This window comes from Streptomyces sp. NPDC004788, from assembly GCF_053601115.1.
In genome coordinates this window covers 19892-33146 of record NZ_JBSGBF010000060.1, presented here as the reverse complement: position 1 = coordinate 33146, position 13255 = coordinate 19892, and the positions used below count along the sequence as shown (strand labels likewise).

10 protein-coding genes are annotated in these 13255 nt (G+C 72.2%); all 10 read left to right on the top strand.

All coding sequences use genetic code 11. The features are described 5' to 3' along the window. Nucleotides 1–17: 17 nt before the first annotated feature. A complete protein-coding gene (locus ACWEJX_RS24370; RefSeq protein WP_451609538.1) occupies nt 18–2045 on the top strand; it encodes an ATP-binding protein in 2028 nt (675 codons plus the stop codon). After that, the gene (locus tag ACWEJX_RS24365) at nt 2042–2989 is read left to right on the top strand and encodes a hydroxymethylglutaryl-CoA lyase (RefSeq protein WP_451609527.1); all 948 of its coding nucleotides are present in this window, start codon (nt 2042–2044) and stop codon (nt 2987–2989) included. Before ACWEJX_RS24370 ends, ACWEJX_RS24365 begins: the two co-directional genes overlap by 4 nt. Nucleotides 2990–2991: 2 nt before the next feature. Further along, a complete protein-coding gene (locus ACWEJX_RS24360; protein ID WP_451609526.1) occupies nt 2992–4152 on the top strand; it encodes an acyl-CoA dehydrogenase family protein in 1161 nt (386 codons plus the stop codon). A 173-nt stretch (nt 4153–4325) separates the two neighbouring features. Continuing rightward, complete coding sequence (locus tag ACWEJX_RS24355) at nt 4326–5744, top strand: FAD-binding oxidoreductase (RefSeq protein ID WP_451609525.1); 1419 nt, start codon at nt 4326–4328, stop codon at nt 5742–5744. 228 nt (nt 5745–5972) lie between these two features. Next, nucleotides 5973–7019 carry an ABC transporter substrate-binding protein gene (locus tag ACWEJX_RS24350; protein ID WP_451609524.1) on the top strand — a complete coding sequence of 349 codons (1047 nt, stop codon included), beginning with the start codon at nt 5973–5975 and terminating at the stop codon, nt 7017–7019. Between the two features lie 4 nt (nt 7020–7023). Further along, the gene (locus tag ACWEJX_RS24345; protein WP_451609523.1) at nt 7024–7896 is read left to right on the top strand and encodes a siderophore-interacting protein; all 873 of its coding nucleotides are present in this window, start codon (nt 7024–7026) and stop codon (nt 7894–7896) included. A 121-nt stretch (nt 7897–8017) separates the two neighbouring features. Further along, complete coding sequence (locus tag ACWEJX_RS24340) at nt 8018–9463, top strand: pyridoxal phosphate-dependent decarboxylase family protein (protein ID WP_451609522.1); 1446 nt, start codon at nt 8018–8020, stop codon at nt 9461–9463. Next, complete coding sequence (locus ACWEJX_RS24335; protein WP_451609521.1) at nt 9444–10715, top strand: lysine N(6)-hydroxylase/L-ornithine N(5)-oxygenase family protein; 1272 nt, start codon at nt 9444–9446, stop codon at nt 10713–10715. The genes ACWEJX_RS24340 and ACWEJX_RS24335 overlap by 20 nt, the downstream gene beginning before the upstream one ends. Further along, a complete protein-coding gene (locus ACWEJX_RS24330) occupies nt 10712–11266 on the top strand; it encodes a GNAT family N-acetyltransferase (RefSeq protein ID WP_451609520.1) in 555 nt (184 codons plus the stop codon). Before ACWEJX_RS24335 ends, ACWEJX_RS24330 begins: the two co-directional genes overlap by 4 nt. A gap of 101 nt (nt 11267–11367) precedes the next feature. Beyond that, nucleotides 11368–13137 (top strand): IucA/IucC family protein, encoded by a 1770-nt coding sequence (locus ACWEJX_RS24325; protein ID WP_451609537.1) that lies wholly within the window; start codon nt 11368–11370, stop codon nt 13135–13137. Nucleotides 13138–13255: the final 118 nt, after the last annotated feature.

Sequence of the window (13255 nt, the reverse complement as noted above, 5' to 3'; positions counted from 1 at the left end):
TGCAGCACAGGCAGCACATGTTCGACACGGTGCTCGTCGCCAACCGGGGCGAGATCGCCGTCCGGGTCATCCGCACGCTGCGGGAGCTCGGCGTGCGCTCGGTCGCGGTCCACAGCGACGCGGACGCCGACGCCCGGCACGTGCGGGAGGCCGACACGGCGGTACGGATCGGGCCGCCGGCCGCCTCGGAGTCGTATCTGAACGTCCCCGCCCTCCTCGACGCGGCCCGCCGCACCGGCGCGCAGGCCGTGCACCCCGGCTACGGCTTCCTCGCCGAGAACGCGGGGTTCGCGCGGGCGTGCGCGGAGGCGGGCCTGGTCTTCATCGGCCCGTCCGCCGAGGCGATCTCGCTCATGGGCGACAAGATCCGGGCCAAGGAGACGGTGCAGGCCGCGGGCGTGCCCGTGGTGCCGGGCGCCGCCGATCCCGACATCGTCGACGCGGCCCGCGAGCTGGGCGCGCCCGTGCTGCTCAAGCCGAGCGCGGGCGGTGGCGGCAAGGGCATGCGGCTGGTGCGCGACCTGGCCGTCCTGGAGGACGAGATCGCGGCGGCGCGGCGCGAGGCGCGGTCCTCGTTCGGCGACGACACGCTGCTCGTGGAGCGGTGGATCGACCGCCCGCGGCACATCGAGATCCAGGTCCTCGCGGACGCCCACGGCAACGTGGTGCACCTGGGCGAGCGCGAGTGCTCGCTCCAGCGCCGCCACCAGAAGATCATCGAGGAGGCCCCGAGCGTCCTCCTCACTCCGGAGATCCGCGCGTCGATGGGCGCGGCGGCGGTCGAGGCGGCCCGGTCCTGCGGCTACGTCGGCGCGGGCACGGTCGAGTTCATCGTGCCGGGCGGCGACCCGTCCTCGTACTACTTCATGGAGATGAACACCCGCCTCCAGGTCGAGCACCCGGTGACGGAGCTGATCACCGGCCTCGACCTGGTCGAGTGGCAGCTGCGGGTGGCGGCCGGTGAGCCGCTGTCCTTCTCCCAGGACGAGGTCCGGCTCGACGGCTGGGCGATCGAGGCCCGGATCTGCGCGGAGGACCCGGCGCGCGGCTTCCTGCCGTCCGGCGGCACGGTCCTCGCGCTGAACGAGCCGGCCGGTGCGGGCGTCCGCACGGACTCGGGCCTGAGCGAGGGCACCGAGGTGTCCTCCCTCTACGACCCGATGCTCTCGAAGGTCATCGTCCACGGCCCCGACCGCCCGACGGCCCTGCGCAAGCTGCGCGCGGCCCTGGCCGGCACGGTCACCCTGGGCGTCCCCACCAACGCGGGCTTCCTGCGCCGGCTGCTGGCCCACCCGGACGTCGTCGCGGGCGACCTCGACACGGGCCTGGTGGAGCGGGACGCGGAGAGCCTGGTCGACGGGTCGGTGCCGGACGAGGTGTACGCGGCGGCGGCGCTGCTGCGGCACTTCCCGCCGCCCGCGGCCGCGCCGGGCGCCGCCTGGTCGGACCCCTTCGACGCCCGTACGGGCTGGCGCCTCGGCGGCGCCCCCGCGTGGACGGCGGTGGACTTCCGCGTCCCCGGCCACGAGCCGGTGACCGTCCGCGTGCGCGGCGAGGCCCGCGCGGCCGAGCTGCTGCTCGAAGGCGGAACGGCCGGCCGCGCCGCGCTGCTCGCCCGCCCGGACGGCGCCCCGACCGCGGCCGGCGAGGTCGCCTTCCACCTCGACGGCGTCACGCACCGCTTCACCGCCGTCCCCTCCCCGGACGGGCTCTGGCTCGGCCGCGACGGTGACTCCTGGCACGTGATGGACCACGACCCGGTCGCCGCCGCGCTCTCCGGTGCCCGGCACGGCGGAGCCGACACGCTCGCCGCGCCGATGCCCGGCACGGTGACCGTCGTGAAGGTGGCCGTCGGCGACGAGGTCGTGGCCGGGCAGAGCCTGCTCGTGGTGGAGGCGATGAAGATGGAGCACGTCATCTCCGCGCCGCACGCCGGGACCGTCACCGAACTGGACGTCACACCGGGCACGACCGTGGCCATGGACCAGATCCTGGCCGTGGTGACCCCGCACGAGTCGGACGCGCACGAGGAGGAGACGGCATGAGCGCCGAGGACCTGGGCCTGCCGATGACCGTGGCCGACCCGGCGCTGCCCACCCGGGTCCGGATCCACGAGGTGGGGCCGCGCGACGGGCTGCAGAACGAGAAGACGGCCGTGCCGACCGAGGTGAAGGCGGAGTTCATCCGCCGCCTCGCCGCCGCCGGGCTCGACACCGTCGAGGCGACGAGCTTCGTGCACCCGAGGTGGGTGCCCCAGCTCGCCGACGCCGAGGAGCTGTTCCCACAGGTCAAGGACCTGGCCGTACGGCTCCCGGTGCTCGTGCCGAACGAGCGCGGCCTGGACCGGGCGCTCGCGCTCGGGGCCCGCGAGGTCGCCGTCTTCGCGTCGGCGACGGAGTCCTTCGCCAAGGCCAACCTGAACCGGACCGTCGACGAGGCGCTCGCCATGTTCGCGCCGACCGTCACCCGGGCCATAGAGGCCGGGCTGAAGGTCCGCGGCTATCTGTCGATGTGCTTCGGCGACCCCTGGGAGGGCGCCGTCCCGATCGAGCAGGTCGTCCGGGTCACCAAGGCCCTCGCCGACATGGGCTGCGACGAGCTGAGCCTCGGCGACACCATCGGCGTCGCCACCCCGGGCCACGTCCGGGCGCTGCTCACGGCGCTGAACGGGGCCGGGGTGCCCACCTCCCGTATCGCCGTGCACTTCCACGACACCTACGGGCAGGCGCTGGCCAACAGCCACGCCGCCCTGCAGCACGGCGTCACCGTCTTCGACGCCTCCGCGGGCGGCCTCGGCGGCTGCCCGTACGCCAAGTCCGCCACCGGCAACCTCGCCACCGAGGACCTGGTGTGGATGCTCCGCGGTCTCGGCGTCGAGACCGGGGTCGACCTGGCCGCCCTCACCGCCACGAGCGTGTGGATGGCCGAACAACTGGGCCGGCCGAGCCCGTCCCGTACCGTCCGCGCGCTCTCCCACAAGGAGTCCTGAGCATGTCCCTCGACCACCGACTCTCCGAAGAGCACGAGGAACTCCGCCGTACGGTGGAGGAGTTCGCCCACGACGTCGTCGCCCCGAAGATCGGCGACTACTACGAGCGGCACGAGTTCCCCTACGAGATCGTCCGCGAGATGGGCCGCATGGGCCTGTTCGGGCTGCCGTTCCCCGAGGAGTACGGCGGCATGGGCGGCGACTACCTGGCCCTTGGCATCGCCCTGGAGGAGCTGGCCCGGGTCGACTCCTCGGTCGCCATCACCCTGGAGGCGGGCGTCTCGCTCGGCGCGATGCCGGTCTACCGCTTCGGTACGGAGGAGCAGAAGCGGGAGTGGCTGCCGAAGCTGTGCGCCGGCGAGATGCTCGGCGCCTTCGGCCTGACGGAGCCGGGCGCCGGCTCGGACGCGGGCGGCACCCGGACCACCGCGGTGCGCGACGGCGACCAGTGGGTCATCAACGGCTCGAAGTGCTTCATCACCAACTCCGGTACGGACATCACCGGTCTGGTCACGGTCACGGCGGTGACCGGCCGCAAGCCCGACGGCCGCCCGCTGATCTCCTCGATCATCGTCCCCTCGGGCACGCCCGGCTTCACGGTCGCCGCGCCCTACTCGAAGGTCGGCTGGAACGCCTCGGACACCCGCGAGCTCGCCTTCGACGACGTGCGCGTGCCGGTCGAGAACCTGCTGGGCGAGGAGGGCCGTGGCTACGCGCAGTTCCTGCGGATCCTCGACGAGGGCCGGATCGCGATCGCCGCGCTCGCCACGGGTCTCGCGCAGGGCTGTGTGGACGAGTCGGTGAAGTACGCGAAGGAACGTCACGCCTTCGGTCGTCCGATCGCCGACAACCAGGCCATCCAGTTCAAGATCGCCGACATGGAGATGCGGGCCCACATGGCCCGGATCGGCTGGCGCGACGCGGCCTCCCGCCTCGTCCTCGGCGAGCCGTTCAAGAAGGAGGCGGCGCTCGCGAAGCTGTACTCGTCGACGGTGGCCGTCGACAACGCCCGCGAGGCGACCCAGATCCACGGCGGCTACGGCTTCATGAACGAGTACCCGGTGGCCCGCATGTGGCGCGACTCGAAGATCCTGGAGATCGGCGAGGGCACGAGCGAGGTCCAGCGGATGCTGATCGCACGGGAGTTGGGCCTGTCGGCCTGAGTCCGGAGCATGTGGATACGGCCCGCCGAGTACGACTCGGCGGGCCGTGGCCGTGTCGCCTTGTGCGCCGCTTCCGGCTCGCCTAGCCTCCCGGAGTCGTTCGTTCATTCGTCAGGGACAACCGAAGGCTCGGCGCCCGAGCCCGAAACCCGTCACCGGGAATCGGAGCCACCATGACCGACAACGACACCGCCGGCCTCGTCGGCAGACTGCGCGGCGCGCTCGGACCAGAGGTGTGCGCGCCGGGAACCGACGCGTACGAGCGCAGCCTGGCCAGGATCTTCTTCCCCGAGGCCGCCCGCCGACGACCCGCCTGCGTCGTGGCGCCCCGCTCGGCCGAGGACGTCGCGACCGTGTTGCGGGTCGCGGCGGAGACGGGGGTCCGGGTGACCGTGCGCGGCGGCGGTCTCAGCTCGAACTGCGTCGCCGACGGCGCCGTCCTGCTCGACCTGTCGAAGCACCTGAACGGGGCCCGCCCGGACGGCGCCCGGGTGACCGTCGGCGGTGGAGCGACCGTGGCCACCATGCTCGGGGCCCTCGCGCCGGCAGGTCGTACGGTCCCGATCGGCGTCATCGGCCACGCCGGCCTGGGGATGGCGACCCGAGGGGGCATCGGCTGTCTGACGAGGTCCCTGGGGCTCACCGTCGATCATCTCGTCGCGGCCGAACTCGTCCTCCCCGGCGGGGACGTCGTCCACCTCACGGAGCGGAGCTCCGGCGACGACGCCGACCTGTGGTGGGCCGTCCGGGGCGCCGCGCCCCTGGTCGGGGTGGTCACCTCCGCGACGTTCCGCACCCACGAGATCGGGCCGGTCTGGGTCGACCGGGCGGTCGTGGGCCTGGACGGGCTCGCCGCCTATTTCCGGGTGGCTCCCGGGCTGCCACGGGACACCAGCATGAGCGCGGTGCTCGGCCGCACCCCCCTCTCGCCGGACGAACCGGTCCTCTTCCTCTACACCGCGTGCGCGAGCGGGGACGACGAGACCATCGGCCGGGCCAGGTCGGCGACCTCCGCCGTCGTCGCGGGCGCGGGCCCGTCGCCGCTCTACCGCTCGGAGACCTCGGGCCGATATCCGGCCGGCCTGCCCGAGTTCGCCCTTCCCGGCGCCGGCGGCGCCGAGCCCGAACCGGTCCGGCTGCCCCGCCCCGGGGAGGAGCGGCGCGGTTCGGTCTTCGGCAAAGCGGTCTTCACCGCCGCCACCCTCGACGCCGCGGCCGCCGACGCCCTCGCGGAGCGGATGCGCGCGGCACCCACGCGCGCGTGCCAGATCGACTTCCAGCACACCGGCGGGGCTCTGGCCGACGTCGACGACACCGCCACCGCGTTCTGGGGCAGGACCGCCCAATGGAGCGTCCCGGTGAACGCGATCTGGGACGACGAGGCCGACGCGGACGCCTGCAGGGCGTGGGCCCGCGACACCGTCCAGGCCCTGGCCGCGCACACCGTCGGGGTCTACAGCGTCGACCTGCGGCCGGACCTCCCCGAGTACGAGGCCGAGGCCAGGGCGGCCTACGGCGGCAACCTGGCCCGCCTCCGGGCGCTTCAGCGCCGCTACGACCCGACGGGAGTGCTCGCGCCGCCTCTCCCGTGAGGTCCCGTCAGCCCGCGTGAGCCCGCATGAGCCCGCTCCTCCGACCCGGGGGGGCGGGCTTTCGTCGTTCCCGCCCCACCTCTGTTGATCGAAGTGAGGTTAGGCTAACCTGCACTCGATAAGGTGAGGCTTACCTACCTCGGTCTGCCTCGACCTGTCCCGACCTGCCTCGATCTACCTCGAACTGCCCGGCCGCCGACTCCGGCACGCACCGAAAGCGACTTCGCCATGCCCAGCACCGCCCGAGCCACCACCCTCACCCGCCGCGGACTGCTCGCCGCGGGCGGCGCCCTCGGGCTCGGCGCCGCGCTCGTCGCCTGCGGCGGCGGTGCCGACCCGAAGGGGGTCCCGGCCGGGGCCGGGAAGTCCGGCGCCTGGGAGTTCAAGGACGACCGCGGGCAGACGGTGAAGCTGGCGTCCGTGCCGAAGAACATCGTCGCCTTCACCGGAACCGCCGCCGCCCTCAAGGACTTCGGCGTCGAGGTCAAGGGCGTCTTCGGCCCGACCACGGTCAAGGACCCGAAGACCGGCGCGGTGAAGCCGGACGTGCAGGCAGGTGACCTGGACGTCAGGAAGGTCACCGTCATCGGCAACGTCTGGGGCGAGTTCAGGATCGAGGAGTACCTGAAGCTCCAGCCCGAGGTCCTCATCACGGACATGTGGGAGAAGGACGCCCTCTGGTACGTCCCGGAGGAGCAGAAGGACAAGATCCTCAAGATCGCGCCGAGCGTCGCCCTGTGGGCCGCCGGGAAGTCGATGCCCGCCGTGCTCCAGCGCCACGTGGACCTCGCCGCCTCGCTCGGCGCCGATGTGAAGGCGAAGCAGATCCAGGACGACAAGGCCCGCTTCGAGGCGGCCGCCGAGCGCGTCCGGAAGGCGGCGAAGGCGAAGAAGGGCATCAAGGTCCTCATCGGCTCCGGCGCGCCCGACACCTTCTACGTCTCCGCCCCGGCCCGCCCGACCGACACCCTCTTCTTCCAGGAGCTGGGCGTCGACCTGATCGTGCCGGACAAGCTGGACCCGACCGGCTGGTTCGAGCTGCTCAGCTGGGAGAACGCCGACAAGTACAAGGCCGACGTCATCCTGCTCGACAACCGCACCTCGGCCCTGCAGCCCGACGCCCTGAAGGCCAAGCCGACCTGGGCCGCACTGCCCGCCGTCAAGGCCGGCCAGGTCTTCCCGCGCGTCACCGAGCCCGTCTACTCGTACGCCAAGTGCGCCCCGCTCCTGGAGGACCTGGCCAAGGCCCTCGAGAACGCCAAGAAGGTGGCCTGACCGCATGACGAACGCCGAGACCGCCCCGTTCCAGTTCTTCTCCCTCCAGGTCGACCGGACGAGGCGGCTCGGCCCGTCGCTGGTCCGCGTCACCTTCACCGGCGACGACCTCGTCGGCGACGAGCTGAAGGAGTTCGCCGCCGGGGGCCGCGACCAGTCGCTCTCGCTCTTCCTGCCGCATCCGGGGCAGGACGCGCCGCTGCTGCCGCCGCTCGACGACCCGGACATGTACGCGATCCTGGGCGCCTACCGGGCCATGCCGCACGACGAGCGGGCCGTGATGCGCTCGTACACCGTCCGCGCCCAGCGCACCGCGCCGGACGGGCGCGTCGAAGTCGACATCGACTTCGCCCTCCATGAGGACGGTGGCCCCGCCTGCCGCTGGGCCGGGCGCGCCGAGGCCGGCGACCGGGTGGTCGTGCTCGGGCCGGCCGTGGCCGACAACACCGGCGTGCGCTTCCGGCTGCCCGAGGACGCCGACTCCGTGCTGATCTGGGGCGACGAGACGGCCCTGCCGGCCGCCTCCGCGATCCTGGAGTGGCTGCCGGCCGAGACCCGCGCGCACGTCTACCTCGAAGTCCCGTACTCCGGCGACCGCATGGAGCTCGCGACGGAGGCCGACGCGACGATCACCTGGCTGGTACGGGAGGAGGGCGCGCCGTCCGCCGTCGAGGCGACCGCGGCCGCCGCGCTGCCCGGCGCCGACCCGTACGTCTGGATCGCGGGCGAGTCCGGCGCGGTGAAGGCGCTGCGCCGGCACTTCGTACGCGAACGGGGCATCGACCGGCGGCGGGTGACGTTCGTCGGCTACTGGCGCAAGGGCCTGTCGGAGGACGCGCTGCGCGAGGTCCCGGACGAGACCCAGGAAGACGGTTGAGAACCGGCCAATCCTCGAAAAGCCCCCCGACCTTCGTGGACGGGGGGCTTTTCCGTCATCAAACTTAGGTTAGGCTAACCTTACTTACCTCGACCGAGTTCGCTCCCGGAAGGGTCCCCACATGCGCTCCCACCTGCTCAACGACACGACGGCGGACGTCTACCGACGCACCGTCACCGAAGGAGTCGAGCGGGTGGCGAGGAAACTCGCCACGACACGCGGGCCGTTCACCGGCGTCACGCCCGCCGCGCTCGCCCCCGTCGTCGACGCCGTCGACCTCGACCGGCCGCTCGGCGACGCCTCCGCCGCCCTCGACGAGCTGGAGGACGTCTACCTCCGCGACGCGGTCTACTTCCACCACCCGCGCTACCTGGCCCACCTCAACTGCCCGGTGGTCATCCCCGCCGTCCTCGGCGAGGCCGTGCTCTCCGCCGTGAACTCCTCGCTCGACACCTGGGACCAGAGCGCCGGCGGCACCCTGATCGAACGCCGGCTGATCGACTGGACGGCCGGCCGGATCGGCCTCGGGCCGCTCGCCGACGGGGTGTTCACCAGCGGCGGCAGCCAGTCCAACCTCCAGGCGCTGCTGCTCGCCCGCGAGGAGGCGGGCACCTCCGACCTCTCCAGGCTGCGGATCTTCGCCTCCGAGTGCAGCCACTTCAGCGTCGTGAAGTCGGCCGGGCTGCTCGGCCTCGGCCGGGACGCCGTCGTATCGATCCCGGTCGACCGGAACCGCCGGATGCAGTCCGTGGTCCTCGCCGCCGAACTGGCCGCCTGCCGCGCCGAGGGGCTGATCCCGATGGCGGTCGTCGCCACCGCCGGCACCACCGACTTCGGCTCGATCGACCCGCTGCCGGAGATCGCCGCCCTCGCCGCCGAGTACGGCGCGTGGATGCACGTGGACGCGGCCTACGGCTGCGGGCTGCTCGTCTCGCCGAACCGCCGCCACCTCCTGGACGGCATCGAGCGGGCCGACTCGGTCACCGTCGACTACCACAAGTCCTTCTTCCAGCCGGTGAGTTCCTCCGCCCTGCTGGTCCGCGACGGCGCCACGCTGCGGCACGCGACCTACCACGCGGACTACCTCAACCCGCGGCGCACGCTGGCCGAGAGGATCCCCAACCAGGTCGACAAGTCGCTCCAGACCACCCGCCGCTTCGACGCCCTCAAACTGTGGCTGACCCTGCGTGTGATGGGCGCCGACGGCGTCGGCGAACTCTTCGACGAGGTCTGCGACCTGGCCCGGGCCGGCTTCGAGCTGCTCGCCGCCGACCCGCGCTACGACGTGGTGGTGGAACCTCAGCTGTCGACGCTCGTCTACCGGTACGTCCCCGAGCACGTCACCTCGCCCGCCGACATCGACCGCGCCAACCTCCACGCCCGCAAGGCCCTCTTCGCCTCGGGCGAGGCCGTGGTCGCCGGCACCAAGGTCGACGGGCGCCAGTACCTGAAGTTCACCCTGCTCAACCCCGGGACGACGGTGTCCGACATCGCCGCCGTCCTCGACCTGATCGCCGGCCACGCCGAGCAGTACCTGGGAGAGACCCTTGTCCACGCAGCCTCTTGACTTCCTCGGCATCGGGCTCGGCCCCTTCAACCTCGGCCTCGCCTGCCTCACCGAGCCCATCGCCGAACTCGACGGCCTCTTCCTGGAGTCCAAGCCGGACTTCGAGTGGCACTCCGGCATGTTCCTGCCCGGCGCCCACCTCCAGACGCCCTTCATGTCCGACCTGGTCACCCTCGCCGACCCGACCTCCCCCTACTCCTTCCTCAACTACCTGAAGGAGAAGGGCCGGCTGTACTCCTTCTACATCCGTGAGAACTTCTATCCGCTCCGGACGGAGTACAACGACTACTGCCGCTGGGCCGCCGGAAAGCTGTCGTCGATCCGCTTCTCGACGACGGTGACCTCGGTCTCGTACGACGAGGGCAGCGAGCTGTACGTGGTGGCCACCGAGCGCGGCGAAACGTTCCGCGCCCGCCGGCTCGTGCTCGGCACCGGCACCCCGCCGTACGTCCCCGAGCCCTGCCGCGACCTCGGCGGCGACCTGATCCACAACTCGCGCTACCTGCCGAACCGCGAGGCGCTCCAGCGGAAGAAGTCGATCACCCTGGTCGGCAGCGGCCAGAGCGCCGCCGAGATCTACTACGACCTCCTCGGCGAGATCGACACGCACGGCTACCGGCTCGACTGGGTGACCCGCTCCCCGCGCTTCTTCCCGCTCGAATACACCAAGCTCACCCTGGAGATGACCTCTCCGGACTACATCGACTACTTCCGCGCCCTGCCCGAGCGGACCCGCTACCGCCTGGAGCACGAGCAGAAGGGCCTGTTCAAGGGCATCAACGGCGACCTCATCGACGCCATCTTCGACCTGCTCTACGAGAAGAACCTGGCCGGCCCGGCGCCCACCCGGCTGCTCACGAACTCCGCGCTGCACTCCGCCGCGTACGACGAGGCCACCGGCACGTACACGCTGGGCTTCCGCCAGGAGGAGCAGGAGAAGGACTTCACCCTGGAGACCGAGGGCCTGATCCTCGCCACCGGCTACAAGTACACCGTCCCCGCCTTCCTGGAACCGGTCATGGACCGGCTCCGCCGGGACTCGCGGGGCCGCTTCGACGTGGCCCGCAACTACTCGATCGACACCACCGGCCGCGGGGTCTTCCTGCAGAACGCCGGCACGCACACCCACTCGATCACCTCGCCCGACCTGGGCATGGGGCCGTACCGCAACGCCTACATCATCGGCGAGATGCTGGGCACCGAGTACTACCCCGTCGAGAAGACCATCGCCTTCCAGGAGTTCGCGGCATGAGCGCCCCCACCGCCACCGTCCACATACGCCCGCTCGACCCCCTCGGGGACGCCGAGCTGATCCATCCCTGGGTCACCCACCCGAAGGCCGCGTTCTGGATGATGCAGGACGCGAAACTGCAGGACGTCGAGCGCGCGTACATGGCGATCGCCGCGAACCCGCACCACGACGCCTTCGTCGGCAGCGTGGACGGCGAGCCCGCCTTCCTCATGGAGCGGTACGACCCCGCCGAGGCCGAGCTGGTCGGCCTGTACGAGGCGGAGCCCGGCGACGTCGGCATGCACTTCCTCGTCGCGCCCACGGACACCCCCGTGCACGGCTTCACCCGCCTGGTGATCACCGCCGTGATGCGCGAGCTGTTCGCCGACGCGGCGACCGCCCGCGTGGTCGTCGAGCCGGACGTGCGCAACACGGCCGTGCACGCGCTGAACGCGACCGTCGGCTTCGTGCCCGAGCGCGAGATCCAGAAGCCGGAGAAGAAGGCGCTGCTGAGCTTCTGCACCCGCGCGCAGTTCGAGGCGGCGACGGCCGCGACGGAGGCTCCCGCGTGAACCCCACCGCCGTGAACCCCACCGCCGTGAACCCCACCGCCGTGAACCCCACCGCCGTGAACCCCGCCGCTGAGAACCCCGCCGCCGCGCACCCCGCCGCCATGGCCCCCGTCGGCCACCTCACCCCGGCCCGCTGGGCCGACGCCAACCGCGCCCTGATCCGCAAGGCCCTCGCCGAGTTCACCCACGAACGGCTCCTCGACCCGCAGGAGCTGGGCGACAGCCGCTACCTGGTGCTCAGCGACGACGGCCGCACCGAGTACCGCTTCACCGCCGACCGCTTCGCCCTCGACCACTGGCAGGTCTATCCCGAGTCGATCAGCCGCCACCGGGGCAGCGAGCAGCTCCCGCTCGACGCGCTGCAGTTCGTCATCGAGCTGCGCGGCTCGCTCGGCCTCAGCGACGAGATCCTGCCGGTGTACCTGGAGGAGATCTCCTCCACCCTGGCCGGTACGGCCTTCAAGGCGACGAAGCCACAGGTGCCGGCCGCCGAGCTGGCCCGGGCCGGCTTCCAGGCGATCGAGACCGGGATGACCGAGGGCCACCCCTGCTTCGTCGCCAACAACGGGCGGCTCGGCTTCGGCGTCGACGAGTACCGCGCCTACGCCCCCGAGGCGGCCGCCCCGGTCCACCTGGTGTGGCTGGCCGCGCACCGCGACCGCGCCACCTTCACGGCCGGCGCCGGGATCGACTACGAGAGCTTCGTGCGCGCCGAGCTCGGCGACGCGGCCGTCGACGGCTTCGCCGCCACGCTCGCCGCCCGCGGCCTGGACCTCGCCGACTACCTCCTGATGCCGGTCCACCCCTGGCAGTGGTGGAACAAGCTGTCCGTCACCTTCGCCGCCGAGGTCGCGCAGGAGCGGCTGGTGTACCTGGGCGAGGGGACGGACGCGTACCTGGCCCAGCAGTCCATCAGGACCTTCTTCAACACCGCCGACCCGGCCAAGCACTACGTGAAGACGGCCCTGTCCGTCCTCAACATGGGCTTCATGCGGGGCCTCTCCGCCGCCTACATGGAGGCCACGCCCGCCATCAACGACTGGCTGGCCGCGCTCGTCGACGCCGACCCCGTCCTGAAGGCAGCCCGGTTCTCGATCATCCGCGAGCGGGCCGCGGTCGGCTACCGGCACCTGGAGTACGAGGCCGCCACCGACCGCTACTCCCCCTACCGCAAGATGCTCGCCGCGCTGTGGCGCGAGTCGCCCGTCCCGTCCCTCGGGCCGGGCGAGCGGCTCGCGACCATGGCCTCGCTGCTGCACGCCGACCACGCGGGCGCGTCCTTCGCGGGCGCCCTGATCAAGGAGTCGGGCCTGACGCCGGCGGAGTGGCTGCGCCGCTACCTGGACGCCTACCTCCTCCCGGTGCTGCACAGCTTCTACGCGTACGACCTGGTCTACATGCCGCACGGCGAGAACGTGATCCTCGTCCTCGACGAGCGCGGCGCCGTCTCCCGGGCGATCTTCAAGGACATCGCCGAGGAGATCTGCGTCATGGACCCGGACGCGGTCCTGCCGCCCGCGGTGGAGCGGATCCGCGCGGACGTCCCCGAGGACATGAAGCTGCTGTCCGTCTTCACGGACGTCTTCGACTGCTTCTTCCGCTTCCTCGGCGCCACGCTCGCCGCCGAGGGCGTGGTGGGCGAGGACGACTTCTGGCGCGCGGTCGCCGCGTGCGTGAAGGGCTACCAGGACACCCACCCGGAGCTGGCCGACCGCTTCGCGCGGTACGACATGTTCGCGGACACCTTCGCCCTCTCCGCGCTCAACCGCCTCCAGCTGCGCAACAACCGCCAGATGGTCGACCTGGCGGACCCGTCGGCGGCCCTCCAGCTGGTCGGCGACCTGGTCAACCCGATCGCCCGGTTCGCCTGACGGCACGCCCCGCGACCAGGCGCGGGCCCGGCGGAGTCACGGTCCTCCGCCGGGCCCGCGCCTTAGCGCCGGGGCCCGGCCCCCGGGGGAGAGCGCGGCCCCCCGGGGGACGCCCCCG

Coding starts and splice junctions, on each gene's coding strand:
- ACWEJX_RS24350 (WP_451609524.1), top strand. CDS start 5,973: ATGCCCAGCACCGCCCGAGCCACCACCCTCACCCGCCGCGGACTGCTC.
- ACWEJX_RS24370 (WP_451609538.1), top strand. CDS start 18: ATGTTCGACACGGTGCTCGTCGCCAACCGGGGCGAGATCGCCGTCCGG.
- ACWEJX_RS24365 (WP_451609527.1), top strand. CDS start 2,042: ATGAGCGCCGAGGACCTGGGCCTGCCGATGACCGTGGCCGACCCGGCG.
- ACWEJX_RS24325 (WP_451609537.1), top strand. CDS start 11,368: ATGGCCCCCGTCGGCCACCTCACCCCGGCCCGCTGGGCCGACGCCAAC.
- ACWEJX_RS24355 (WP_451609525.1), top strand. CDS start 4,326: ATGACCGACAACGACACCGCCGGCCTCGTCGGCAGACTGCGCGGCGCG.
- ACWEJX_RS24330 (WP_451609520.1), top strand. CDS start 10,712: ATGAGCGCCCCCACCGCCACCGTCCACATACGCCCGCTCGACCCCCTC.
- ACWEJX_RS24345 (WP_451609523.1), top strand. CDS start 7,024: ATGACGAACGCCGAGACCGCCCCGTTCCAGTTCTTCTCCCTCCAGGTC.
- ACWEJX_RS24360 (WP_451609526.1), top strand. CDS start 2,992: ATGTCCCTCGACCACCGACTCTCCGAAGAGCACGAGGAACTCCGCCGT.
- ACWEJX_RS24340 (WP_451609522.1), top strand. CDS start 8,018: ATGCGCTCCCACCTGCTCAACGACACGACGGCGGACGTCTACCGACGC.